Source organism: Streptomyces durmitorensis, from assembly GCF_023498005.1.
Lineage (GTDB): Bacteria > Actinomycetota > Actinomycetes > Streptomycetales > Streptomycetaceae > Streptomyces > Streptomyces durmitorensis.
This window is the reverse complement of sequence record NZ_CP097289.1, coordinates 1776517-1802883: the sequence shown is the minus strand read 5'-3', so window position 1 is coordinate 1802883 and position 26367 is coordinate 1776517. Positions and strand designations below refer to the sequence as shown.

At 71.0% G+C, this 26367-nt stretch carries 17 protein-coding genes; 7 read left to right on the top strand and 10 right to left on the bottom strand.

Annotation, left to right across the window (positions count from 1 at the left end; all coding sequences use genetic code 11):
* The gene (locus M4V62_RS08305) at window positions 1-933 is read right to left on the bottom strand and encodes an NADP-dependent oxidoreductase (RefSeq protein ID WP_249586587.1); all 933 of its coding nucleotides are present in this window, start codon (window positions 931-933) and stop codon (window positions 1-3) included.
* Window positions 934-1287: 354 nt separating this feature from the next.
* Here M4V62_RS08305 and M4V62_RS08300 point away from each other — a divergent pair, with 354 nt between their 5' ends.
* A complete protein-coding gene (locus M4V62_RS08300; protein WP_249586586.1) occupies window positions 1288-3876 on the top strand; it encodes a beta-glucosidase family protein in 2589 nt (862 codons plus the stop codon).
* 44 nt (window positions 3877-3920) lie between these two features.
* On the opposite strand, the gene M4V62_RS08295 is transcribed toward M4V62_RS08300, so the two are convergent.
* Entirely contained in the window at window positions 3921-4598 is a 678-nt protein-coding gene (locus M4V62_RS08295; RefSeq protein WP_249586585.1) for a TetR/AcrR family transcriptional regulator, read from the bottom strand.
* 27 nt (window positions 4599-4625) lie between these two features.
* Window positions 4626-5810, bottom strand: a complete 1185-nt coding sequence (locus M4V62_RS08290) for a serine hydrolase domain-containing protein (protein ID WP_249586584.1) — start codon at window positions 5808-5810, stop codon at window positions 4626-4628.
* A 246-nt stretch (window positions 5811-6056) separates the two neighbouring features.
* Between M4V62_RS08290 and helR the strand changes: the two genes are divergently transcribed.
* Window positions 6057-8222, top strand: a complete 2166-nt coding sequence (gene helR / locus M4V62_RS08285) for an RNA polymerase recycling motor ATPase HelR (RefSeq protein ID WP_249586583.1) — start codon at window positions 6057-6059, stop codon at window positions 8220-8222.
* A gap of 20 nt (window positions 8223-8242) precedes the next feature.
* On the opposite strand, the gene mgtA is transcribed toward helR, so the two are convergent.
* Window positions 8243-10954, bottom strand: coding sequence for a magnesium-translocating P-type ATPase (gene mgtA / locus M4V62_RS08280; RefSeq protein ID WP_249586582.1), 2712 nt, complete (start codon window positions 10952-10954; stop codon window positions 8243-8245).
* A gap of 484 nt (window positions 10955-11438) precedes the next feature.
* Between mgtA and M4V62_RS08275 the strand changes: the two genes are divergently transcribed.
* The 3 genes from M4V62_RS08275 to M4V62_RS08265 all read left to right on the top strand — a co-directional run bounded on the left by M4V62_RS08275 (window position 11439) and on the right by M4V62_RS08265 (window position 17226).
* Complete coding sequence (locus M4V62_RS08275) at window positions 11439-13496, top strand: phosphocholine-specific phospholipase C (protein ID WP_249586581.1); 2058 nt, start codon at window positions 11439-11441, stop codon at window positions 13494-13496.
* A 110-nt stretch (window positions 13497-13606) separates the two neighbouring features.
* Entirely contained in the window at window positions 13607-16177 is a 2571-nt protein-coding gene (valS, locus tag M4V62_RS08270; protein WP_249586580.1) for a valine--tRNA ligase, read from the top strand.
* 65 nt (window positions 16178-16242) lie between these two features.
* Window positions 16243-17226, top strand: coding sequence for an LURP-one-related family protein (locus M4V62_RS08265; protein ID WP_249586579.1), 984 nt, complete (start codon window positions 16243-16245; stop codon window positions 17224-17226).
* Window positions 17227-17360: 134 nt separating this feature from the next.
* On the opposite strand, the gene M4V62_RS08260 is transcribed toward M4V62_RS08265, so the two are convergent.
* Together M4V62_RS08260 and M4V62_RS08255 are read right to left on the bottom strand one after the other, a co-directional pair.
* The gene (locus M4V62_RS08260; protein WP_249586578.1) at window positions 17361-18299 is read right to left on the bottom strand and encodes a DMT family transporter; all 939 of its coding nucleotides are present in this window, start codon (window positions 18297-18299) and stop codon (window positions 17361-17363) included.
* The gene (locus M4V62_RS08255) at window positions 18296-19108 is read right to left on the bottom strand and encodes a phosphatase PAP2 family protein (RefSeq protein ID WP_249586577.1); all 813 of its coding nucleotides are present in this window, start codon (window positions 19106-19108) and stop codon (window positions 18296-18298) included. The genes M4V62_RS08260 and M4V62_RS08255 overlap by 4 nt, the downstream gene beginning before the upstream one ends.
* Before the next feature lie 167 nt (window positions 19109-19275).
* Between M4V62_RS08255 and M4V62_RS08250 the strand changes: the two genes are divergently transcribed.
* A complete protein-coding gene (locus M4V62_RS08250; RefSeq protein WP_249586576.1) occupies window positions 19276-19911 on the top strand; it encodes a TetR/AcrR family transcriptional regulator in 636 nt (211 codons plus the stop codon).
* A gap of 164 nt (window positions 19912-20075) precedes the next feature.
* Here the strand turns inward: M4V62_RS08250 and M4V62_RS08245 are convergent, their stop codons facing one another.
* Window positions 20076-21107 (bottom strand): DUF2510 domain-containing protein, encoded by a 1032-nt coding sequence (locus M4V62_RS08245; RefSeq protein ID WP_249586575.1) that lies wholly within the window; start codon window positions 21105-21107, stop codon window positions 20076-20078.
* A gap of 689 nt (window positions 21108-21796) precedes the next feature.
* Window positions 21797-22966, bottom strand: coding sequence for an anhydro-N-acetylmuramic acid kinase (locus M4V62_RS08240; protein WP_249586574.1), 1170 nt, complete (start codon window positions 22964-22966; stop codon window positions 21797-21799).
* Between the two features lie 653 nt (window positions 22967-23619).
* Between M4V62_RS08240 and M4V62_RS08235 the strand changes: the two genes are divergently transcribed.
* A complete protein-coding gene (locus M4V62_RS08235) occupies window positions 23620-24072 on the top strand; it encodes a hypothetical protein (protein ID WP_249586573.1) in 453 nt (150 codons plus the stop codon).
* A gap of 76 nt (window positions 24073-24148) precedes the next feature.
* Here the strand turns inward: M4V62_RS08235 and M4V62_RS08230 are convergent, their stop codons facing one another.
* Window positions 24149-25144 (bottom strand): acyl-CoA dehydrogenase family protein, encoded by a 996-nt coding sequence (locus tag M4V62_RS08230; RefSeq protein ID WP_249586572.1) that lies wholly within the window; start codon window positions 25142-25144, stop codon window positions 24149-24151.
* Complete coding sequence (locus M4V62_RS08225; protein WP_249586571.1) at window positions 25144-26298, bottom strand: acyl-CoA dehydrogenase family protein; 1155 nt, start codon at window positions 26296-26298, stop codon at window positions 25144-25146. Before M4V62_RS08225 ends, M4V62_RS08230 begins: the two co-directional genes overlap by 1 nt.
* Between the last annotated feature and the right edge of the window lie 69 nt (window positions 26299-26367).

Sequence of the window (26367 nt, the reverse complement as noted above, 5' to 3'; positions counted from 1 at the left end):
TCACACCCCCACCTCGATCACAACCTTGCCGCGCGCATGCCCGTCCTCCACCGCTCGGAGCGCCTCACCGGCCCGCTCCAGCGGATACGTCGCCGTCACCTGAGGCCGCAGCACCCCGTCCTCGGCAAGCCGCGCCACCGCTTCCAGGACCTCACTGGTCCGCGCCCGCGCGACCGCGGCCCCGCCAAGGTCGGCGACCGTCTCCTTGGCCGCGGCCGTGGTCAGCTTCCCCGGGCGTTCCGCGTCGGGGAGCAGGGACGCCACCGCCACGAGATCCTCGCCGCCCACCAGGTCGAAGACCGCGTCGACGCGGCCGCCCGGCGCGGCCGCCCGCACCCGGTCCGCCAGGTCCGGCCCCGGCGGCACATGCACCGCACCCAGGGACTCGACGAAGCCCTTCTTGCCCGCGCTCGCCGTGCCCACGACACGGATGCCGAAGTGCCGCGCCAACTGCGCCGCGGCCACGCCCACCCCACCGCCGACCCCGGTGATCAGCAGCGTCGCCCCGGCGGGCAGATCCAGCTGACGCACCCCGTCGTACGCCGTGGCCACCGCGACCGGCAGCGCGGCGGCCTCCGGGAAGGTCAGCCCCGCCGGCTTGTGCGCGGCAAGAGAGGCGGGAAGGAGGGTGTGCTCGGCGTAACCGCCGGTGACCGGGTTGCCGAACACCGCGTCGCCCACCGCGAAGCCCTCGACGCCCGCGCCGACCGCCTCGACCACACCGGCGACCTCACTGCCCAGCACCTCGGGGAACTCGGCGGGCGGCGACCCCGGCCTCCGCTTGCCGGCCCGCAGCTTCCAGTCGACCGGGTTGACCCCGGCCGCACGCACCGCGACCAGGAGCTGCCCCGGACCGGGCTCCGGTGGCTGCTGGTCGACGAAGGCCTCCACTTCAGGGCCACCGAACCGGGTGAATATGTACGCCTTGGACATGTGCTCCCTCGCTTCGAACCGTGATCCGCATCCGTATCCGCGTCACTCTGAACGACCGCCATGATCGCCCCGCTATTCCCCGTGCGGCACAGCGTTCACGAGGTCGCAATGACTCGCACCGACGCGGCTGCCCGCCCCTGATCTCCACCCGTCACCGCAAAACTGAACGACCCACAAAGTTTTGCTGGCACGAGCCTTGACCTTCACCGTTCAACCAATCAAGACTCAGGCCCCGTAACACCGCACTGGCGCGGATGACGCATTCAGCTCTTGGCGTCGTCGACCCAGTTCGGCATGCCCAGAGCCGCGTTCGGAGGCCATTTCGCCATGCCTGCCACCACACGTCGTGAACTTATGAAGCAACTGGGCGGCACCGCAGCCGCCTTCGCCTTCGTGGCCGCCGCCGGCCCGATCGCCGCGGCCACGCCCGCCGCGGCAGCCACCGGAGCCGCCGGAGGCGCAGTCACCGGCGGGACCGGAGGCGCCGCCTCCCCGGGCGCGGCCGCCGCCACGCGCCGCGTCCGGGGGCTCATCGCCCGCCTCACCCTCGACGAGAAGATCAGCCTCGTCCACGGCGCCACCGACCCGCGAAGACTCGGACAGGCCGGGTACCTGCCGGGCGTCAAGCGCCTCGGCATACCGGAGCTGCGCCTGAGTGACGGCCCCGCTGGCGTGAACGTCACCAAGTCGGCGACCGGCCTCCCGCCGGTCGCGACGCTCGGCTCCTCCTTCAACCTCGAACTCGCCCGCGAGTACGGCGAGGTGATGGGCCGCGAGGGCCGCACCCTCGACATGGACGTGCTGCTCGCCCCGCAGATCGAGCTCTCCCGCACGCCCTTCTTCAGCCGCAACAAGGACCAGTCCGGCGAGGACCCCTACCTCAACGGTCTGATCGGCGCCGCCCAGGTCGAGGGCGTCCAGGCGCAGGGCATGCTCGCCCAGGCCAAGCACTTCCTCGCCAACAACCAGCGCCTGCACGAGTTCGACCGCGAGAAGCCGGAGAACTCCTACGACTTCGTGGTCGACGACCGCACCCTGCACGAGCTGTACCTGCCGGCCTTCGAGGCCGTGGTCCGCGCCGGCGTCGCCTCCGTCATGTCGGCGTACAACCACCTCAACGGCGTGTGGAACTCCGAGCAGAGCACGACCCTCACCGGCATCCTCCGCGGCGAACTCGGCTTCAAGGGCTTCGTCACGTCCGACTGGGGCGCCACCCACTCCACGGCCGCGCTCGAAGCGGGCCAGGACATGCAGATGTGGGACGGCTCGTTCTACGGGGAGCCGCTGAAGAAAGCCATCCAGGACGGCTCGATCCCCGAGGCCGCCCTGGACACCGCGGTCTCCCGCATCCTCGGCCGGTACGACGCCTTCGGCATGCTCGACGGCAGCCGCGTCCCCGCCCGCAAGAGGATCGACGTCAGGGCCGGAGCCCGCGTCGCCCGCGAAGTCGCCACGCAGGGCGCGGTGTTGCTCGCCAACGACGGCGGCCTGCCGCTGTCGCACGCCGCACTGCGTGACCTCGCGCTCATCGGCCCGACCGCGGGCCAGGTCGCCACATCGGTCTCGGGCGAGCGGGCGTACGGCTTCGAGGAGCGCCTGGTCAGCCCGCTCGACGCGCTGCGCCGCTCCACCAAGCGGAAGATCGCGTACGAGGTCGGCGTCGACCTCACGGGCACGGCCGTCCCCGCCTCCGCGTTCCCCAAGGGCCTGACGCGCAAGGGCGCCGGAACGGACAGGAACGTCGACTTCGTCGGCGACGAGGCGCTCCCCGTCGGTACGACGGCCGAGTGGACCGGCACCTTCGTGCCGCCCACCACGGGCGAGTACGCGCTCAAGATTCAGGGCTGGGGCGCGGCGGTCTCGCTGAGTCTGGACGGCAAGGAGCTGACGACCGCGGCGGGCGCCCGTGACAGCTTCGCGCGCAAATGGTCCTCCATCGTCCCGACCACCGACGGCCTCGACAACGGCCAGGCCGAACCCGTCGAGCTCACCGGCGGCACGTCCTACCAGGTCGTCGTCAAGGCCACCGGCTGGGCCGCGACCATCGCCGAACGCGGCCCGGTCCAGGTGCGGTTCGCCTGGGTGACCCCCGAGCGGCGCACCGCCTCCATCGCCGCCGCCGCGAAGCTGGCCCGGCGCGTCCACACCCCGGTCGTCTTCGCCTTCAACGGCTCGGGCGGCTCGGTGGGCGGTGGCGGCGACTTCACCACGCTGACGCTCCCCGCCCACCAGGACGAGCTGATCGCGGCGGTCGCGAAGGCCAACCCGCGTACGGTCGTCGTCCTCACCACCGGCTGCCCGGCGACGATGCCCTGGCGCCGCGACGTCGGCACGATCCTGCACACCGGCTACGTCGGCCAGGAGGGCGGCTGGTCCACCGCCGACCTCCTCACCGGCCGCGCGAACCCGGGCGGCAAGGCCACGGTGACCTGGCCGAAGAAGGACACGGACCACCCCACGCTGGACCCGGCCCACCCCGAGCGCTACTACGGCGTCGACGGAGTGGTCACGTACAGCGAGGGCATCTTCACCGGCTACCGAGGCTTCGACAAGGCGGACATCGAGCCCCTCTTCCCCTTCGGACACGGCCTGTCCTACACGGAGTTCGGCTACCGCGACCTGTCCGTGCGCCGGGAGGGCACGGGCTACGAGGTGTCGTTCACGGTGACCAACCGGGGGCGGCGCACGGGCACGGAAGTCCCGCAGGTGTACGTGGGCGCGCCGCGCGGCGCCGATGTCGAGATGGCCGTGAAGACGCTGGCCGCCTTCGAGCGCGTCGAACTGCGCGCGGGGCAGTCGCGCCGGGTCACGGTGCGCGTCGCCGAGCGGCAGCTGTCGTACTGGGACACGGACCGCGGTCGCTGGGTGCGCCCCGAGGGGCGGCGCGCGGTGTACGTCGGGTCGTCGTCGCGCGACATCCGGCTGACGGGGGTGGCGCGTTGAGCGGCAGGGACCCAGATCGCCGCCAGTACCACTGAGGTGACGGCCTAGGGGAGCCGCTCCGCCCCGGTCGGCTCGCCCAGGCCCTGCCCGTCCAGGGTGAGGGCCTGGGCGAGCCGGTCCAGGTGGGCGCGGTACAACCCGACGAAGTCCAGGCGCCCTTCGGCGACGGCCCACTGCACCTGGAGCCCGTCGGAGACCGCGAGGATCTCGCGGGCGATGCTCTCCGGGTCGGTCTCCGGCCTCAACTGCCCTGCCTCGACCGAGCGTTGCAGCGCGGCGGCGAGGGAGTGCGCGACGCGCTCGTACCGCTCGGCGAAGTAGCCGTGTGCCGGGTGCGAGGGGTCTCCTGCCTCCGCCGAAAGCCTGGTGTAGAGCTGGATGAGCCCCGGCTGGGTGAGGTTGTACGCGGCAAGCGCGAGCACCTCCCTGAACAGCGCCCGCACGTCGTCGCCGCCGGAGCCGGGGCCCAGCCGCCCGAACGTACGCACCGTGCGCTCCTCGCGGGCTTCGAGGACCGCCATCAGAAGGCGCTGCTTCGACCCGAAGTGGTGGGTGATGACCGTGGCGGAGGTGCCCGCCTCCGCGGCGATCTTCGCCAGGGACGAGTTCAGATAGCCCGCCTTGGCGAAGAGCGCGAGAGCCGCGTCGATGATGGCCGCTCTGCGGGGGTCGGCGGCGGCGTACTGCCCTGTCGGGCGGTGGCGGGGGGTGTGCTGCTCCATGGGGGCAGATTACGTTCCCCGAGCCCCTCACCTCAGGCTTCGGTACAGCGCCCCCACCAGATGCACGCTCCGCAGATCCTCCCCCGAGGTGCCGCCGCCCATCCGGTTCATCACGTACGCGTACGAGACCCGGTTCTCGGGATCGGCGAACGCGTAGGACCCGCCCGCGCCGCCGTGCCCGAAGGCCCGCGGATTGGGCCCGGCCTGCCCGTACAGGTTCAGCATGTAGCCGAGACCCCAGTCCCACTTCTCGCCCCACGCCGTGCCCGCCGCGAGCACCAGGTCCGGCTCGTCGGGCTCCCCCTGTCGCGTCCTGAGCCGCTCAAGCGATGCCGGACTCACCAGCTCCCCGCCGCCCAGGGCCGCGTACACCGTCGCGAGACCCCGCGCGGACGCGTGCCCGTTGGCCGCGGGGATCTCTGCGGACCGATACGCCGCACTGTTCACGTTGCCGACCGGCAAATACTGCAGGGCGAGCGTGACGACGGCCATCGGGTGGTCGTCGATCGAGCGCACCGGCGGGGCAGGCGGGGGAGCGGAGCCGAGCGCGCTGCGCGGGCCGTCCGAAGCGAGCGGCTTCGCCATGTTCGCGCACCGGCCGTGCTCGCTCCGAGGCGTGCCCACGAAGACATCGGCTCCCAGCGGCCCGGTGACCTCGCTGCGCAGGAACGTACCGAGCGAGACGCCCGTGATCCGCCGGACGACCTCGCCGACCAGATAGCCGTAGCTCAGTGCGTGATACCCCTGCGCCGAACCCGGCTTCCACCACGGCGGCGTCGCGGCAAGCGCCGCGCAGACCTTCTCCCAGTCGTAGAGGTCGTCCGACGTCATGGGCTCGCGCGGCGCGATCACCCCGGAGCGATGGCTCAGGAGCCAGCGCACGGGGATGTCCGCCTTGCCCTCCTGGGCGAACTCGGGCCAGTAGCGTGCGACCGGCGCGTCCAGGTCGAGCTCGCCCCGGTCCACGAGCAGATGCGCGCACAGCGCGGTCATCCCCTTGGTCGTGGAGTACACGTTCACCAGCGAATCGCGCTCCCACGCGCGCGTGCCCGTCTTGTCGGCGTCACCGCCCCACAGATCGACGACGAATTGGCCGTCCACGGTGGCCGCGACGGCCGCACCGAGGTCGCCGCGCTCGGTGAAGTTCCGCTCGAACTCCTCGCGTACGCCCTCGAATCCGGGGGCACAGGTGCCATGGATGCGTGCGGTCATGACTCTCCTCGATCGCTGGAAGCGCCGGCCCGCCACATCCTCGCGCATGGTTGCCCACGGCACCTAGAGTGCGGCGGCAGGAGAGAAAAAGGCGGCGGGCAGGAGAGAAAAAAGAAAGGCAAGGAGGTGTTCCCACTCCTTGCCACTCTTAATTTATAGCGCAGTGGGGGGCTTGCGGCAAGGCCCCGGTGATGCCGCACAATCGCAGGCCAAAGCCAGGACCTGCGGAAACGGGAGATTCACTAAGTGCCTGCCTTGCTGTCTGCGTTCGACCTTCCTGCCCATCTCGCCCCCAAGGCCGACCCCACGCTGATCGCCGGCGACGAGAAGCACTTCGCTGCCCTCGCGCAGAGCCTCGAGCAGACCATCGCCGACGTGTCCGCCCGCCTCGACGTCCAGCGCAAGGCGCCCGGCGGCATCGGCCGGGAAGCGATGGACCGGGACCTGGAGATCCACCGGCTGACCGCCCGCCTGCGCACCCTGAGCCGCTTCGGGCTCGACCTGTGCCTCGGGCACATCGTCGGCGCGGACGACTCCGAGCCCGTGTACATCGGGCGGCTCGGCCTCACCGACAGCGAGGGCCGTCGGCTGCTGCTCGACTGGCGCGCCCCCGCGGCCGAGCCGTTCTTCGCGGCCACGCACGCCGACCCGATGGGTCTGGCCAGCCGCCGCAGGTACCGCTGGACCGACGGCCGGATCAGCGACTACTGGGACGAGGTGTTCACCGCCGACGGCCTTGAGGGCCACGCGGCGCTCGACGACCAGTCCGCCTTCATCGCCAGCCTGGGCAGCAACCGGTCGGCGCGGATGCGGGACGTGCTCTCCACCATCCAGTCCGACCAGGACGCCATCATCCGCGCGGGCTCCCGCGGCGCCCTCGTCGTCGACGGCGGCCCCGGCACGGGCAAGACCGTCGTCGCCCTGCACCGCTCCGCCTATCTCCTCTACTCCGACCCCCGCCTCGGCCACAACCGGGGCGGCGTGCTGTTCGTCGGCCCGCACCGGCCCTACCTGAACTACGTCTCCGACGTCCTGCCCAGCCTCGGCGAGGAGGGCGTGCAGACCTGCATCCTGGAGGACCTCGTCGCCGAGGGTGCCGGGGCGGCGGTCGAGGCCGACCCGGAGGTGGCTCGCCTGAAGTCGTCCGCGGACATGGTGAAGGCGATCGAGAAGGCCGTCAGGTTCTACGAGGAGCCGCCCACCAAGGGGATGACGGTCTCGACCGACTGGGCCGACGTCCGGCTGAGCGCCGACGACTGGGCCGAGGCCTTCGACGCGGCGAGAGGCGGCACTCCGCACAACGAGGCGCGCGAGCAGGTGTGGGAGGAACTCGTCGCGATCCTGCTCGACAAACTCGACGGCGACGTTCCCGGTGAGCTCTTCGAGCGGTCGCTGCGGCACGACGAGGAACTGGTCACGACCCTGCACCGCGCATGGCCGCTGCTCGAAGCGGCGGACCTCGTCGCAGACCTGTGGTCGAACTCCGCCTATCTGCGGATGTGCGCGCCCTGGCTCGACCGGAACGAGGTGCGCACCCTGCTCCGCAAGGAGGCGCCCCAGGCCTGGACGGTGTCCGATCTGCCGCTCCTGGACGCGGCACGCCAGCGGCTCGGCGACCCGGCAGCGGCCCGGCACAGGCGCAGGCAGGAGGCCGTCCTCGCCGCGCAGCGCGAGCAGATGGCCCAGGTCGTCGACAACCTGATCGACGCGGCGGCCGCCTCCGGCGCCGACGGTGACGACGGCGAAGGCCTGGTGACGATGTTGCGCGGCCAGGACGCCCAGGTCAGCCTCGTCGACGAGTCCGAGCTGCCGCCCGCCGCCCCGGACCGGCTCGCGGGACCGTTCGCCCACATCGTCGTGGACGAGGCCCAGGAGCTGACCGACGCCCAGTGGCAGATGCTGCTGCTCCGCTGCCCGTCCCGGAGCTTCACCATCGTCGGTGACCGGGCGCAGGCCAGGCACGGCTTCACGGAGTCGTGGCAGGAACGCCTGGAGCGGATCGGGCTCGACCGCGTCAATGTGGAGTCCCTGAGCGTCAACTACCGGACGCCGGAAGAGGTCATGACTCAGGCCGAGCCGGTCATCCGGGCCGCGCTCCCGGACGCCAACGTGCCGACCTCCGTCCGCAGCAGCGGTGTCCCCGTCGCCCACGGATCCGTCGCGGACCTGGAATCGGTCCTCGACACCTGGCTCGCCGCCCACGCCGACGGGATCGCCTGTGTGATCGGCGATCCCGCCTTCGGGGAGATGTCCCGCGTCCAGTCACTGACCCCGGAGCTCGCGAAGGGGCTCGAGTTCGACCTGGTCGTCCTCATCGACCCCGAGAACTTCGGTGAGGGGATCGAAGGAGCGGTCGACCGCTATGTGGCGATGACCCGGGCGACCCAGCAACTCGTCGTCCTCACGAGCTGACGGCGTCATGCACGGCAGCCTCAGAGCCAGCTGCCGTAGCGCCGGATGTACCAGACCTTCACCACCTGGGTGAGCGCGCAGTAGGCGAGCAGCGTCCCGATCAGCCACGGGAAGTAGCTCATCGGCAGCGGCTCCATCGACAGGGCCGACGCCAGCGGCGAGAACGGCAGCCAGAGGCCGAAGGCCATCACCGCGCCCGTCATCAGGAGCACCGGCAGTGACGCGCGGGACTGGATGAACGGGATCCTGCGGGTACGGATCATGTGCACGATCAGCGTCTGCGACAGCAGACCCTCCACGAACCAGCCCGTCTGGAAGAGGGTCTGCTGCGCGGGCGAGTTCGCCTGGAAGACGTACCACATCACCAGGAACGTGGTGATGTCGAAGACCGAGCTGATCGGACCGATCCGGATCATGAACCGGCCGATGCCCTTCGCGTCCCACGCGCGCGGCTTGCGCAGGTACTCCTTGTCCATCCGGTCCCAGGGGATCGACAGCTGGCTGATGTCGTAGCAGAGGTTCTGCACCAGGAGGTGGATGGCGAGCATCGGCTGGAAGGGGAGGAACGCCGATGCCACCAGGACCGAGAAGACGTTCCCGAAGTTCGACGACGCCGTCATCTTGATGTACTTGATGGTGTTGCCGAAGGTCTGACGGCCCATCAACACGCCCTGTTCCAGGACCATCAGGTCCTTCTCCAGGAGGATGATGTCGGCGGACTCCTTGGCGATGTCGACGGCCGTGTCCACGGAGACGCCCACATCGGCCTCGCGCAGCGCCGCGGCGTCGTTGATGCCGTCCCCGAGGAACCCGACGGTGTGTCCGTCGGCCTTGAGGGCCCGTACGATCCGTGCCTTCTGGACCGGGTTGACCTTCGCGAACACCGTGGTCGTACGGGCGAGTTCGATCAGCTCCGCGTCGTCGACCAGGTCGATCGTGGCGCCCGTGATCAGCTCGCTGACGTCGAGGCCGACGTCCGCGCAGACGCGCGCGGCGACCAGTTCGTTGTCGCCGGTGACGACCTTGACCGCGATGCCGTTCTCGGCGAGCGCGCGCAGCGCGTCCGCGGCGTCCTGCTTCGGCGGGTCGAGGAAGGCCAGGAACCCGACGAGGGTCAGGTCCGACTCGTCCGCCGCCGTGTAGGTGTCGCGGTCGGCGGGCACGCTGCGCGTCGCGACGGCGAGGACCCGCAGGCCCTCGCGGTTGTGGCGCTCACTGATGTGCGTGACGTGGGCGCGCAGTTGACCGGTGAGTTCGACGCGCTCGCCGCGGTCCATGACGTGGCCGCACCGCTCGATGACCTCCTCCACCGCTCCTTTCGTGACGATCGTGTGCTCGGCGGCGGGCCCGGACAGTTCCTCGCGGCGCAGCACGACGGACATCCGCCGCCGGGCGAAGTCGAAGGGGATCTCGTCGACCATCGTGAAGAGCCGGTCGACGACAACCTCCTCGGCCTCGTCGATGCGGTCGATGACCGCCTGGTCCATCAGATTGCGCAGGCCCGTCTGGAAGTGCGCGTTGAGGTAGGCGTATTCGAGCACCTCGCGGTCCTCGTGGCCGTGCGCGTCGAGGTAGCGGTCGAGGACGATGCGGTCCTCGGTGAGAGTCCCCGTCTTGTCGGTGCACAGCACGTCCATCGCGCCCAGGTTCTGGATCGCGTTGAGCTGCTTGACGACGACCTTGTGCTTGGACATGGCGACCGCGCCGCGCGCCAGGTTCGCCGAGACCACCATCGGCAGCATCTCGGGGGTGAGCCCGACCGCCACGGAGATGGAGAACAGCAGCGCCTGGTCCCAGTCGCCCTTGGTGAAGCCGTTGATCGCGAAGACGATCGGGACCATCACCAGCATGAACCGGATGAGCAGGAAGCTGACCCGCCGCACGCCGAGGTCGAAGGCGGTCTGCGGGCGGTCGCCGACCAGGGCGCCCGCCATCGAGCCGAAGTAGGTGTCCGAGCCGGTGGCGACGACCACACCGGTCGCCGTGCCCGAGGTCACCGACGTACCCATCAGGCAGAGGTTGTCGGCCTCGACGGGGTCGGCGGTCGCGCTCTGGCCGAGGTCGGGAGCGCGCGTGTCCGCCTTGGCGGCCGGCAGCGACTCGCCCGACAGGGCGGCCTGGCTGACCATCAGGTCCTTGGCGGTGAGCAGCCGCAGATCGGCCGGGACCATGTCGCCCGCGGCGAGCTTCACGAGGTCGCCGGGGACGACCTGCTCCATGGGGATCTCTTCGGTGCCGGGGCGCTCGCTCCACCGGCGCTGGACCGCGCAGGAGGTGGTGACCAGGGCTTTCAGCGCCTCGGCCGACCTGGTCGAGCGGAACTCCTGCCAGAACCGCAGCAGTCCGCTGATTAGCACCATCGAGGTGAGGATCCAGACGCCGGGGTCGGCCGGGTCCTGCCAGTACATGACCGCGGCGAGCACGATGAGGACGCCGATGAAGGGGTTGCAAAAGGACTTGGCGAGCTGCGTCGTCCAGTGCGGCGCGCGCTCCTGGGCGACGACGTTCTCGCCGTGCCGCTCCAGGCGCTCCAGGACCTGGTCCTGGCGCAGTCCGCGGGTGTCCGTGCCGAGGTCCCGCAGGACGTCGCGGGCGGGCTTCGCGCTCAACTCGGCCAGACGGGCGCCGACTTCGCGGGTGCGGGCGTCCAGCTCGGCGGCCTTGCGCTCGCGCTTGTTCACGGGGTTCTCGCCCGGCGTCGCCGGGCGTACCTGGGGAATCAGCTTGTTCATGGCAGACCTCCCTCCGTGCGGGGGCATGGCGAAGCACGCCCGTGCACAGGGACGTAGAAGTGATGGGTGGCCGCCTGCGGGCATGACGGACTACCGCGCAGGCATGACTGCGCGAGCATTCACCGCAGGACGGAAAAGAGGGGCGAGGCAGGGTGGCGCCTCAGCCGGGGAAGCGGAGCCGCTTCAGTGAGACGTGACGCTGACGCAAGGACTTCCTTCGGGACTCATCCCGAACACCTCCTTGCGATCGCGGGACACGGAAGAACGCACCATCGAGCGGTGCAGGGCCAAGTCAGGCATGTCAGTTCGTATATGTCAAATACGGGACTTTGGGCCTCATGAAGTCGGGACTTGTGTCCCCACCACCAAGGGTTGGACTTCTCTTCACATCCAGGTCACGGCCCCTTCCCTGATCCTTGCTCCCCTTGAAACACTTCACCCGCTCACGTCCCCCACACCCCACAACACGAGGTCGAATCCACTCATGCCAGAACTCAATCGGCGCCGGTTCATGCAACTCGCCGGCGGCACCGCAGCATTCGCGACGCTCTCGCAGAGCATCGCCCGCGCAGCCGCCCTGCCCGCCCAGCGCCGCTCCGGCTCCATCGAGGACGTCGAGCACGTCGTCGTCCTGATGCAGGAGAACCGTTCCTTCGACCACTATTTCGGCACGATGAAGGGCGTACGCGGCTTCGGCGACCCGCGCCCGGTGACCCTGCCCAGCGGGAAACCCGTCTGGAACCAGTCGGGCGGCGGCAAAGAGGTGCTGCCCTTCCACCCGGACGCCGAGGACCTCGGCATGCAGTTCATCGCGGGTCTCGACCACGACTGGGCGGGCGGCCACAGCGCCTTCGCCAACGGCAAGTACGACAACTGGATCGCCGCCAAGTCCGAGCGGACGATGGCGTACCTGACGCGCGACGACATTCCGTTCCACTACGCCCTCGCCGACGCGTTCACCGTCTGCGACGACTACCACTGTTCGTTCATGGGGGCCACCGACCCCAACCGCTACTACATGCTCACCGGCCACGTCGGCAACGACGGCAAGGGCGGCGGCCCGGTCCTCGGCAACCAGGAGGCGGGCTACGACTGGACGACGTACGCCGAGCGCCTGGAGCAGGCCGGGGTCTCCTGGAAGGTCTACCAGGACATCGGCGACGGCCTCGACGCCGCAGGGCACTGGGGCTGGATCGACGACGCCTACCGCGGGAACTACGGCGACAACTCGCTGCTCTACTTCAACAAGTACCGCAACGCCAAGCCCGGCGACCCCCTCTACGACAAGGCGCGCACCGGCACCAACGCGAAGGCGGGCGACGGCTACTTCGACCTCCTGACGGCCGACGTCAAGGCCGACAAGCTCCCGCAGGTCTCCTACATCGCCGCGCCCGAGGCCTTCTGCGAGCACCCGAACTGGCCCGTGAACTACGGCGCCTGGTACATCGCGCAGGTCCTGGACGCGCTCACCTCCAACCCCGACGTGTGGGCCAAGACGGCGCTGTTCATCACGTACGACGAGAACGACGGCTACTTCGACCACGTCGTCCCGCCGTACACCCCGAAGGACGCGAACCAGGGCAAGTCGACCGTCGACACGACGCTCGACTACTTCCCGGGCAACGCGCAGTACGCCGCCGGACACTACGGCCTGGGCCAGCGCGTCCCGATGGTCGTCGTCTCGCCGTGGAGCACCGGCGGATACGTGAACTCCGAGGTCTTCGACCACACGTCGATCATCCGGTTCATGGAGACGCGCTTCGGCGTCAAGGAGCCGAACATCTCGCCGTGGCGGCGCGCCATCTGCGGTGACCTCACCTCCGCCTTCGACTTCGGCGGCAAGGACACCGACCCCGCGCAGCTGCCCGACACCGGCGCCTACGAGCCGCCGGACAACGAGCGCCACCCCGACTACGTGCCCAAGGCGCCCGCGAAGGCGAACCTGCCCAAGCAGGAGTCCGGCTCCCGGCCCGCGCGCCCGCTGCCGTACGCCCCGCTGGTGGACGGTGCGGCAGCGCCCGCCGACGGCAAGTTCACGCTGACCTTCAGCGGCGGCGACACGGCGGGTGTCTGCTTCCACGTTCGCTCCGGCAACCGCACGGACGGCCCCTGGACCTACACCACGGAGGCCGGCAAGACGATCTCCGACACCTGGAACTCGGCGTACTCGAAGGACGCGTACGACCTGTCGGTGTTCGGCCCGAACGGCTTCCTGCGCGTCTTCAAGGGACCCGGCAAGACCGCGGGCCCCGAGGTCACCGCCCGCCACGACAAGGCGACCGGCAACCTCAAGCTCACCCTGAAGAACGCGGGCGGCGCCGACGTGAACCTCAGCGTCTCCAACGCCTACGGCGGCGCGGCCCAGACGTTCAAGGTGAAGGCGGGAGGCACCGTCGAGCACACCGTCGACCTGCGGTCGAGCAAGCGCTGGTACGACGTGACGGTGAAGTCCGACGCGGACGGCACCTTCCTGCGGCGCCTGGCAGGGCACGTGGAGAACGGCCAGGCCGGGGTCAGCGACCCGGCGATCATTTCCGCCTGACTCCCCGAAGGGGCCGCCGCCGGACCACAGTTCCGGCGGCGGCCCTTTCGCGCCCCTGCCGTCGAAAACAGGAGGCCGTCAGATCCTGCCCGCGCCTAGCATGCGGATGCATGACCTTCCCCCATCGCACGAGCGCGGACGGCGTCCCCGACAAGCCTGTTCTCGACGGGCTCGAAGAGAAATGGTCGCGGCGATGGGACGAGACGGGCGTATACGCCTTCGACCGCTCCAGGACGCGTGAGGAGATCTTCTCCGTCGACACCCCGCCGCCCACGGTCAGCGGCTCCTTGCACGTCGGACACGTCTTCTCGTACACGCACACCGACACCGTCGCCCGCTATCAGCGCATGCGCGGCAAGGAAGTCTTCTATCCGATGGGCTGGGACGACAACGGCCTGCCGACCGAACGCCGCGTCCAGATGCACTTCGGGGTGCGGTGCGATCCGGCGCTGCCGTACGACCCGTCGTTCGAGCCGCCCGCGAAGCCGGGTAAGCAGCAACTCCCCGTCTCCCGGCGGAACTTCATCGAGCTGTGCGAGCGCCTCACCGTCGAGGACGAGAAGGCCTTCGAGGAACTGTGGCGGCTGCTCGGTCTCTCCGTCGACTGGTCGCGTACGTACCGCACGATCGGCACCGAGGCGCGCGCCACCGCGCAGCTCGCGTTCCTCAACAACCTGGCGCGCGGCGAGGCCTACATCGCCGAGGCGCCCACCCTGTGGGACATCACCTACCGCACGGCCGTCGCACAGGCCGAACTGGAGGACAGGGAGCGCCCCGGCGCCTACCACCGGCTGACCTTCCACGGCCCGGAAGGGCGGCCGGTCGCGATCGACACGACCCGGCCCGAACTGCTCCCGGCCTGCGTCGCCCTGGTCGTGCACCCCGACGACGAGCGCCATCGGCACCTGGTCGGAGCGACGGTCCGCACCCCGCTCTTCGGCGTCGACGTGCCCGTCGTGGCACACCGCGCCGCGGTCCCGGAGAAGGGCACGGGCATCGCGATGATCTGCACGTTCGGCGACACGGCCGACGTCACCTGGTGGCGCGAGCTGCGGCTCGCCACGCGCCCGGTGATCGGCTGGGACGGCCGCTTCCTCGCGCAGCCGCCGAGCGGTGTCGCATCGGCGGCGGCCGTCGCGGCGTACGCGAAGCTGGCGGGTGCCACGGCGCACACCGCGCGGGAGCGGGTCGTGGAGCTGCTGCGGGCGAGCGGTGAACTTCAGGGCGAGCCACGGTCCCTCACGCACGCCGTGAAGTTCTACGAGAAGGGCGACCGGCCCCTGGAGATCGTCACCACCCGGCAGTGGTACCTGCGCAACGGCGGCCGTGACGAGCCCCTGCGGGACGAACTCATGGCGCGTGGCGGTGAGTTGACGTGGCATCCGCCGCACATGCGGGTGCGCTACGAGAACTGGGTCGGCGGTCTCAACGGCGACTGGCTGGTCAGCCGCCAGCGCTTCTTCGGCGTGCCGATCCCGGTCTGGTACCCGCTGGACGGCCACGGCGAGCCCGACCACGGCCACCCGATCGTCCCGGACGCGGCCGCCCTGCCCGTCGACCCGAGCGCGGAGGCGCCGCCCGGATACGAGGAGGCCCTGCGCGGCGCGCCGCACGGTTTCACCGGCGACCCGGACGTCATGGACACCTGGGCCACCTCCTCGCTCACCCCGCAGATCGCGGGCGGGTGGCGCTCGGACCCCGATCTGTTCGCGCGGGTCTTCCCGATGGACGTCCGGCCGCAGGCGCACGAGATCATCCGTACCTGGCTGTTCTCGACGGTGGTGCGCGCGCACGCCGAGCAGGGGGAACTGCCGTGGCGTCATGCCGCGATCTCCGGCTGGATCCTCGACCCCGACCGCAAGAAGATGTCGAAGACCAAGTCGAACACGGTCACGCCCGGGGACCTGCTCGTGAAGCACGGCTCGGACGCGGTCCGCTACTGGGCGGCGAGCGGGCGGCCCGGCACGGACACGGCGTTCGACGTCGGCCAGATGAAGGTCGGCCGCCGCCTCGCGACGAAGATCCTGAACGTCGGCAAGTTCGTGCTGAGCCTCGGTGCGGCGGACGGATCGGACCTGGCTCCGGTCACCGAGCCGCTGGACCGCGCGCTGCTCGCCGAACTCGCCGCGACGGTCGAGGAGGCCACCGCGGCCTTCGACGACTTCGACTACGCGCGGGCGTTGGAGCGTACGGAGCGGTTCTTCTGGCGGTTCTGCGACGACTACGTGGAGCTGGTCAAGGCACGGGCGTACGGCGACCAGGGGGAAGGTGCCGGGACGGAGTCGGCGCGGGTGACGCTGCGGGCCGCCCTTGACGCGCTGCTGAGGCTCTTCGCGCCGGTCCTTCCCTTCGTGACGGAGGAGGTGTGGTCCTGGTGCGCCACCGGCTCGGTCCACCGCGCGGCGTGGCCCACCCCAAAGGTCCCTGCCGGAGCGGACGCCTCGGTCCTGTCGACCGCATCGGAGGTCATCGCGGCGATCCGCAGGGCGAAGTCGGAGGCGCGGCTCTCCATGCGGGCGGAGGTCACGGGAGTGGTGGTTTTTGGCCCGCGGGCGAGCCTGGACCGCTTCGCGCTCGCGCAGGCGGACGTCCGGGCCGCGGGGCGGGCCGGGGCGGTTGAACTGCGGGAGGACGAGGCGCCGCTGAGGGTCGAGGTCGACGTCGAGAACGCGCCACGGTGAGGCCGACGTCACAGGGGCCGCGCAGGGCTGGCGGACCGCCCCTGCCTGCGGGGTAGTGTGCCCGGGTGACGACGCATTCGAACACTCCTGCAGGCTGGTATTCGGACCCCCAGGGCGCGGCCCAGCTGCTGCGCTGGTGGGACGGTTCCCAGTGGACCCAGCACACCAGCCCCAACCAGCAGGCCGGCGGTCAGCCCGCGCAGGCGCAGCAGGTGCCGCAGCAGGCCCAGCAGCAGCCGGCTCAGCAGCAGGCGCAGGCCGTGCACGGCCAGCAGCAGGCTCAATACGGCCAGCAGCAAGGGCAGTTCGGCGGTCAGCAGGCGCATCAGCAGCCTCCGCAGCAGGCCCAGTACGGTCACCCCCAGCAGGCGGTCCCGCAGGCCGACCCCGCCAAGGTGCAGCGTCAGGTGCAGCAGCAGGCGGGCGTCGCGCCCTCGTCGCAGGGCGGCGGCACGCTCTTCACCGAGCCGGTCCTCGTGGTGAACCAGAAGGCCAAGCTCATCGAGCTGACGAACGAGTACAGCGTCATGGACCAGTCGGGCAACGTGCTCGGCTCGGTCGTCCAGGTCGGTCAGAGCACGCTGAAGAAGGTCGCGCGCTTTGTCTCCAGCATCGACCAGTTCATGACCCACAAGCTCGAGATCCGTGACGCGTACGGCCAGCCGGTGATGCAGCTGACGCGGCCCCGCAAGTTCATGAAGTCGCGGGTCGTCGTCGAGCGCGCCGACGGCCAGCCGATCGGCGAGATCGTCCAGCAGAACATGATCGGGAAGATCAACTTCGCGATCATGGTCAACGGCCAGCAGGCCGGTGCGATCAAGGCCGAGAACTGGCGCGCCTGGAACTTCTCGATCGTCGACCACGCGGACAACGAGGTCGCCCGGATCACGAAGACCTGGGAAGGACTCGCCAAGACGATGTTCACGACCGCGGACAACTACGTCCTGCAGATCCACTACCAGCTGCCCGAGCCGCTCCTGAGCCTCGTCGTGGCGACGGCCCTGACGGTCGACACGGCCCTGAAGCAGGACTCGCGCGGCTTCGGGTGAGGTTGTTCCTCTCGGAAACGGTATCGGCGGCGCCCTGGATCCGGGGCGCCGCCGATGCCGTTTCTTTCTGTGAGTCCGCGGGTGCGTCGTGGCTTGTCGCGCAGTTCCCCGCGCCCCTTACGGGGCGCCCCCGTTCAGGGGCTCGAGAGGTGTAGGGCGGCGGGTTCCGGTTGGCCGGGGATGGCGGGCATGAAGTCCTCCGAAGACAGCTCCGAAGACAGCTCCGAAGGTGCCTTCGCGTGCACCTCGTCCCGCGGTGACCGTGTCAGTACGACCACGCCGTACGCCGCGATCGCCGCACCCCCGGCCGCCAGGAAAAGACCGGCCACGCCGCCCTGGAGCCGCTCCCCGAGCAGCAGCAGGCCGATGGCGGCGGCGGCCACGGGATTGGCCAGGGTGACGACGGCGAGCGGTGCCCCGAGGCCCCCGCGGTAGGCGGTCTGGGACAGGAAGAGGCCGCCCACGGCGAACGCGGCGACGAGCAGCGCCACGACGATCACCTGCGGACTCAGGAGCGGACCCGAGCGGTCCGTCGCGGCGACCGTCACGGTCTGGGTGAGCGCGGACGCGACGCCCGAAGCGAACCCGGAAGCCGTCGCGTGACGCAGCCCCGGCCGCGCACCCGGACGGGAGAGGACGCCGATCACGGCCATCGTGAGGCCCGCGACGGCCAGCGCCTCCGTCAGGGTCAGCGTGTCGTCGGGCGCGGGCCCCGATGCGGTCAGGAGCAGGGCGCCGAGGCCGATCAGCGTGAGCCCCGTGCCACGCCACTCCAGCGGGGTGACCCGCCGGCCCGCGATCCGCGCGCCCAGCGGCACGGCGACGACCAGCGTGAGCGCGCCCAGCGGCTGGACCAGGGTGAGCGGACCGTACTTCAGGGCCGCCACGTGCAGCAGCGCCGCGCACGCGTTGAGCCCGACGGACGACCACCAGGCCCCGCTGCCGAGCAGCCGCAGGAAGCCGTCGCCGGTGCCCGTGATGCGGGCGGCGAGGCGTTCCTGGGCCACGGCGGCACTGGCGTACGCGGCGGCCGACACGAGCGAGAGCGCGACGGCGAGGAGGGTGGCGTTCACCGTCGGACCCCCGGGGCCGCGAGCTCGGGCGCGGGCGTGTGCCGCCGCACGACGCGCGAGCGCGCGGGATCCGGCAGCTTGATCACGGCGAGCGCGATGCCGAGCAGCGCGGTCACCACGATGGCGTCGAGCCAGTAGTGATTGGCGGTCCCGACCACCACGAGCAGGGTGATCAGCGGATGCAGCAGCCACAGCCAGCGCCAGCGCGAAGAGGTCGCTGCGATGAGCCCGACGGCGAGCATCAGCGCCCACCCGAAGTGCAGGGACGGCATCGCGGCGAACTGGTTGGCCATCGAGTCCGTCTGCGGGGACGCGCCGTAGACCGTCGGCCCGTACACCTGCCCGGTGTCCACGAGCCCCGCCGCCTCCAGCATCCGGGGCGGCGCCAGCGGGAACGTCAGGTGCAGCACGAGGGCCGCGGCGGTGAGCACGGCGAGCACCCGGCGGCTCCATACGTAGTGCCGGGGCCGGCGCAGATAGAGCCAGATCAGGAACAGCGCGGTGGCCGGGAAGTGCACGGTCGCGTAGTAGGTGTTCGCGATGTGCACCAGGGTGTCGCTGCTGAGCAGCGCGTCCTGCACGGCGCCCTCGCCCGGAAGGCGCAGGGTGCGTTCGGCGTCCCACACGTGGTGGGCGTTGCGGAAGGCCTCACCGGTGTGGCCGTTGGCCAGCTGCCTGCCGAATTTGTAGACGAGAAAGAGTCCTACGACGAGGAGGAGCTCGCGGACGAGGGGCGGTCGGGCAGATGTGTCCGGCTCCCGGACGGATATGTCCGGTTCCCTTTCGGCAGGCTCGGTTCGGGATTCCATCCCCCGGCCCCTTTACGTGATGACTGGGTGGTGCGGGTAGTGAGTGGGGGGTGCCCGCTCATCGATACGTCAGTGTACCGATACGCCAGTGTACCGATACGGAGGCGTACCGGTACACTGACGTATCGATAGGGTCGGTCGAAGCCGCCGCATCGAGGAGAAGAGACATGACGTCGCCGGATCAGGCAGCAGACGCAGGCGCAGTGGACCCCGTGGGCTCGTCGCGCCGCTCCAAGATCACGCCCGAGCGTGAGCAGGAGTTCTACGACGCCGTCCTCGACCAGCTCCGCGAGTGCGGGTACGACGCCGTGACCATGGAGGGCGTGGCCTCGACCACCCGGTGCAGCAAGTCCACGCTCTACCGCCAGTGGAAGACGAAGCCCCAGTTCGTCGCCGCCGCGCTGCGCGCCAACCGCTGCGTGCGTTTCGCGGGCATCGACACCGGCACGCTCGCCGGGGATCTGCGCGAGGCGGCGCGGGCCGCGGGGGAGTGGTCGACCCAGGACAGCATGCTGGTCCAGGCGCTCAGTCACGCGGTCCTACAGGACGAGGATCTGCGCAGCGCGCTGCGCGAGGCGCTGGTGGAGCCGGAGACCCGGGCGCTCGACGAGCTGGTCGCGCGGGGGGTGGCACGGGGTGAGATCGCCGCGGACCATCCGGCGACGAGGTTCATCACGGCTCAGCTCATGGGCGTGGTCCGGGCCCGCCCGGTCCTGGAGGGCAAGCACGCGGACGAGGAGTATCTGTCCGCCTTCGTGGAGGCGTGCCTGCTGCCCGCACTGGGTCTGACCAGACCCACCTGATCGTGGACCGGGGCCCGATGGATGACGGGCCCCGATCTGCCTGAGCCGCGCCGCACCGTGGGGACGGGGGTGGCGTGGCCGCCCTTGGCCGGGCGGGCCGGAACCCCCGTGGTTCCGGCCCGCCCGGCTCTGACGTTCCCGGGGCCCGTCCGTTCCTGGCCCCGTCAGACTTCCTGGCCGTTCCCGCCCCCGCCGCCCGCCGCGGCCTTGATCCCCTTGGTGATCTCGTCCATGACGGACAGCTTCGGGGACTTGTCGTTGACGTCGATGCCGAAGCGGACGATGACGAGCTCGGACTTCACGGTGGGAGAGGGGAAGGCGAGCGACTGGACATAGCCGTCGTCGCTCTTCTCCGTGACGGCCTTCCAGCGCACGAGGTAGCCCTTCTGGCCCGCGACGGTGACCGCCTTGGACTCCAGCTCCTTGTGCGAGGTGATCTTGCCGTAGGTCTTGCCGCCGTAGGACTCCTTGGCGTTGACGGCGATGTCGGCCTTGGCGGCCGCCTCCGCCGTCTTGGCGTCGACCTCGAATCGTTCGGCGGGCCCCGAGTACACGCCGCCGCGGGAGCATGTCTTGGATGCTTCCCTGGGGCAGGGGTAGGGCCCGGTCGTCACCGAGGCACCGCCGCCGGCGGCCTGGCCGGTCCAGCCGTCGGGCACGGGGAGACTGATCCCGCTGAAGATGTCGGTGGCGTAACCCTCCTCGCTGGGCGGGGCGGAGGGGGCGCCGGGAGGCTGGGACTGCTCGGGGTCCTGCGGGTTCTGCGGGTCCTGAGGGTTCTGGGGCGCGCCGGGCTTCGACGGGGCGGAGGACGAGGGGGCTTTGGCGGCGCTGTCGCCGTCCCCGTCGTCGTCGGCGGTCAGGAAGTAGACGCCGCCGCCTATCCCGGCGAGCACCACGAGGGCCACGCCCACGGCTATGCCCGTGCGCAGGCCGCGCCGCGGGGCGGTGGGCTGTCCCGGGTAGGAGGGATAGGCCGGGTACGCGCCCGGTGCGGAGACGGTCGGGGCGCCTGCCGGGGGCGCGGGCGGATGGGCCGGGGGAGCCGCAGGGGCGGAACCACCCCACCCGGCGGCGGAACCCACCGCGCGGACCTGGTCCGTCCATACGTTCCCGTCCCACCAGCGCTCGGTGCGGGGACCGTCAGTTGTCTGGCCGGGGTCGGGATACCAGCCGGGAGGGGTTACCTGGGTCATGGCGTCAGCGTATGAGCATTCGGTGAAAACGGGATGAGAGGGGGGCCGGTACGGAGGTCACCGTTCGGCAGCTCTCTTCGCCCCGGGGAGAGGCGAGTTCGCCCTTCCGGCCGGGGGCGAGGGTTCGTCTCTCCGGCCTGGGGTGTGTGCGTTGGCTTCTCCTGCCCGGAGGATGCGAGCTCGTCTTTCCGGCTTGGGGGGTGTGAGCTCGGCTCTCCGGTTCGCGGAGGTGGGTTCGCGTTTCCGGTCCGGGGGTGCGAGCTTGTTCTCCGGCTCGGGATGTGTGTTTTCGTCTTTCTGGCTTGGGGGTGTGAGCTCGGCTCTTCGGTTCGTGGGGGTGGGTTCGTCTTTGCGGTCGGGGGGTGCGAGTTTGTTCTCCGGCTTGGGGTGTGTGTTTTCGTCTTTCTGGCTGCGGGGGTGTGTGCTCGTCTTTGCGGCTTGGGGGGGGTGAGCTCGGCTCTTCGGTTCGTGGGGGTGGGTTCGTCTTTGCGGTCGGGGTGCGAGTTCGTTTTCCGGCTTGGGGTGTGTGTTTTCGTCTCTCCGGCCGCGGGGGTGCGTGCTCGGCCTTCCGGCCTGGGGGTGTGCGTTTGCTTCTCCGGCCTGGGGGCTTGCCTTTGCGGCCCTGGGTGCGAGCTCGCCCCTCCCGCCCGGGGAGATGTGTTCGACCCTCCCGCCCAGGGGACGCGAGCTCACCTCTCCCGTCCGTCCACCACAAGCCTCACCGGTCCGCCGCCCTCCGGCGCCGGCACCCGCACCCCGGCCCGCCCCGGAGTGATCGACCCCAGCACGCTCGCATGCCGCGCCCCCGTGCTCTCCGGCACCGTCCCCGGCAGCCCGTGTGCCGTCAGGAAGCCGAGCACCGCGAAGGCGTACGCCTCCTTCGCGGCGGACGGCAGGCCGAGCTCGTCGGAGGTGCGCACCGGGACCTTGCCGCCCAACTCAGCCCGCAGGAACGCCATCAGCGTCGGATTGCGCGTGCCGCCGCCCGAGGCGATGACCTCGGAGGCGTGGACCGACCTGACGGCGTCGGCGACCGTGCGTGCGGTCAACCGGGTGAGGGTGGCCACGACGTCCTGCGGGGCCAGGTCCTCGTACCCGGTGAGGGCCGCCCGCAGATAGGGCAGGTGGAAGAGCTCCTTGCCGGTGGTCTTCGGCGCGGGCCGCGCGTAGTACGGCTCGCCGAGCAGGACGGCGAGCAGCCCCTCGTCGACCGTGCCGCGCGCGGCCATCTCGCCGTCGATGTCGTACGTGAGCCGCTCCCGCGTCAGTTCGCGCACGGCGGCGTCGACGAGGGCGTTGGCGGGGCCCGTGTCGAAGGCGGTGCCGTCCGGGGCGGTGATGTTGGCGATCCCGCCGAGGTTCAGCGCGGCGGGGGCGCCGGGCCTGCCGCGCAGCCACATCCGGTCGACGATGCTGACCAGGGGCGCGCCCTGGCCACCCGCGGCGATGTCACGGGGGCGGAAGTCGGCGACCACCGGAAGCCCCGTCCGCTCGGCGATCCACGCGGGCTGCCCGATCTGCAGCGTGCCGTGCACCTGACCGTCCGCCACCCAGTGGTAGACGGTCTGCCCGTGCGAGGCGACCAACTCCGCGCGCCCGTCGCACAGTTCACGGTCCGCCTCGGCCGCCGCCGCGGCGAAGGCCTGGCCGATGCGGGTGTCGAGGCGGCAGACCTCCGCAAGGGTGGTGGCGGCGGGCGGCAGCGCGGCGCCCAGTGCCGTCCGCAGCGCCTCGTCGTACCCGCGGGTGATGAGACCCAGCGGCGAGAGCAGCAGACGGTCGCCGTCGATCGTCAGGTCGGCCGCCGCGGCGTCGATGGCGTCGTACGAAGTCCCCGACATCAGCCCGATTACGCGCACGTGCTGCCCCTCTCGCTCTCCTCACCTGGTGTTTGATCATCGCAGCGATGACGGCGCGCGCGCACTCGCACGTACGATCCAGTTCAAGTCGTCGACGCAAGGGGAGGGGGCGACTTGACCATGTCCGCCACGGGGTTCACCACGGGACCACTCGCTCCACGCGCCGAGACGCGGCGCACGAACCTCACCCGAACCGACGGAACCTGGAGCGGCCTGCTCCTGGAGGTGCGCGCACGGCCACGGCCCGGACTGTGCCTGCGGACCGCCGAGAACCGCCTGCTCCTGGCGCAGGGAGCGGCCGCCGACCCGCTGCTGCTGGCCCTGGTGGACCCGCGCCACGGCGGGGTCGACTTCTGCCGGACCGGCCGCCACCGCTCCCTCGTCCCACCCTTGCGCGCACACATGGCCCGCGCCCACGGAGGTTCCCCACAGCGCTGGGCGCACCACTTCGCGACCCTGCTCGCCGCGTCACCCGACAGCCCTCTTCACGACGGGCGTTGGGTGCTGAACCCGGACCCGCCGCTGCGCCGGTGGAAGCCTGTGGGCGAGCGAGCCGGGGAGTACTGGCGCTCGCTGCTCATCGAGGGCGATCCCGACGGTACATCGACTGGTGGGTCCACAACGGCTCGTGGGAGATCTTTCCGCTGCGGGCGATGCCGGACGCCGACGACCCCCGCGTCAAGGCGTACCGCAAGCAGGCGAGGGACGGCACGCTGCCGCCCGTCCTGCTCTGGTGGGTGAGCGGACTCGACAGCCATCTCGTCCTGGACGGCCATGCCCGCCTCGCCGCGGCGATCGCCGAGTCCGTGGAACCGGCCGTCCTGGAACTCCAGCGGACCGCTTCCCAGGACGAGGTGGACACCGGCACGGAGCGTGCCGTGGCGACGTACGAGGCGGAGCTGGCGCGGTTCACCGAGCTGCGCGCCGCGCAGGGCGAGCGCGTGCCCGACGGCGCCGAGTTCGCGGGCCCGGTCCTTGCCCGCCGCCTCGGCGAGCTGCGCACCGGACACCGCCCCACGTGGGCCTGGCCGCTCCCGGGCGGTGTCCAGGAGTGGCACCGGATCGCCCGCGAGCAGGTGGGCGAGGGGGGATGGGAGTACGCATGAGGCAGGCGGCGCATGAAAGGAACCAAAGGAACCAAGAAAATCAAGGCAACCAGGGGGCCTTCGCTTGCGCCCCGCGTCAGCCGACCCCGCGCCCTCCGGACAGCACCAGCCGCCGGCACTCCCCGGGGCTGCCCCACGCACTGCGCAGCGCTCGCGCCTTGGTCAGCCACAGCGAAAGGTCGTACTCCGCGGTGTAGCCGATCGCCCCGTGGAGTTGCAGTGCCGCCCGCGCGGCGCCGTACGCCGCTTCGCCCGCCGCCGCTTTCGCCGCGGCCACATCTGGCGTCTTCAGGGTCAGTGCTGCTCCGTAGAGCAGGGGCCGGGCGAATTCGAGGCCTATCAGGACGTCCGCAAGCCGGTGCTTGACCGCCTGGAAGCCGCCGATCGGCGTGCCGAACTGGGTGCGCTGCTTCACGTACGCGACCGTCCTGTCCAGGAGGGCGAGTCCGACCCCCAGCGCCTGCGCCGCCGTCGCGAGCGAGGCCCAGTCCGCCGCGTACCGGGAAGCCTCCGTCACCGAGGGGCCCGAGGCGAGGAGTTCGCCGTCCGGCCGCAGGCGCGCCAGGCGCCGTACGGGGTCCAGGGACCGCTCTACGCGCGCGTGCCCGGAGGCCAGGCGCAGCTCACCGCCCGTGGCGGTCAGCCGCAGGGTCGCCGCGTCCGCGTCCAGCGCGAACGGACCCCCCTCGGGAAGAGCGAGCGTCGTGACGGCGTCCCCGGAGGCCAGGGACGGAAGAAGCCGCTTGGCCGGGGCCGCGTCGCCCAGCCCGGCGAGCCGGGAGAGCAGCGCGCCCGCCGCCACCGTCTCGACCACCGGTCCCGGCACCGCATGTCGCCCCAACTCGACAAAGGCGACGGCTGTTTCGACCGGGAGCAGCCCCATCCCCTCGTGCTCCTCCGGGACGGCGAGGGCGAACACGCCGGCATCAGCGAGGCGCCCCCACACGGCACGCCCCGGCGCGAAGTCCCCGGCGGCCCAGGCCCTCGCGGCCGCCGGGGTGTCGGCTGCCGTCAGCATCGCGTCGAGCGAGCGCGCGAACTCCCGCTGCTCGTCGTCGAGGAGGAACCTCATCAGCGGCGTCCTTTCGGCAGTCCGAGCAGCCGCTCGGCGATGATGTCGCGCTGGATTTCGTTGGTGCCCGCGTAGATCGGCCCGGCGAGCGAGAAGACGTACCCCTCCGCCCAGTCGCCGCCGTCCGCCAACTCGCCCTCCGCGCCCAGGAGATCGAGCGCGGTCTCGTGCAGCGCGATGTCGTACTCGGACCAGAAGACCTTGTTCAGGCTCGACTCCGCGCCGATCGTCTCGCCCGCCGCGAAGCGCGAGGCGTTGGCCCAGGTGAACAGTTGATAGGCGCGGGCCCCGATCACGGCGTCGGCCACCCGGTCGCGCAGCGCGGTGTCCCCGGGGCCGCCGTGCGCGCGCCACTGCCGCACCAGGCGGTCGGCCGTGGCGACGAAGCGGCCGGGGGAGCGCAGCGTCAGACCGCGTTCGTTGCCCGTCGTCGACATGGCGATCCGCCAGCCCTGGCCCGGCTCGCCGATCACGTCGTCGTCCGGCACGAAGACGTCGTCGAGGAAGAGTTCGGCGAACGCGGGCTTGCCGTCCAGACGCCCGATGGGGCGGACGGTCACGCCGTCCGCGTCGAGCGGGAACATCAGGTACGTCAGGCCCCGGTGCGGCTTGGCGGCGTCGACGGCGGGGTCGCTGCGGAACAGGCCGAACGCGCGGTCGGCGAACGCGGCCCGCGACGACCAGGTCTTCTGCCCGCTGATCAGCCAACCGCCCTCCGTGCGGCGGGCGGTGGAGCGCAGCGACGCCAGGTCCGAGCCGGACTCAGGCTCGGACCAGGCCTGCGCCCAGATCACCTCGCCGCTCGCCATCGGGGGCAGGATCCGCGCGCGCTGCTCGTCGGTGCCGAAGTCGAAGAGGGTCGGCGCGAGGAGGTTGATGCCGTTCTGCGAGACGCGGCCGGGGCCGCCCGCCGCGAAGTACTCCTCCTCGAACACCAGCCACTTGACGATGTCGACGCCCTGCCCGCCGTACTCCTCGGGCCAGGACACCACCGACCAGCGGTCGGCCGCGAGCTCGCCCTCCCAGGCGCGGTGGGCCGCGAATCCCTCCCGGGTCTCCAGCGACGGCAGTGGCTGGCCCGGCACGTGCCCGGCCAGCCATGCGCGCGCCCGCTGCCTGAACTCCCCTTCCCCGGCGGTGAAGTCGAGGTCCATCAGTAGCCCACCTCTTCGGTCGGTGCTTCTCCAGCGGTCTGCTGCCGTCTGCTGCGGTCTGCTACGGTC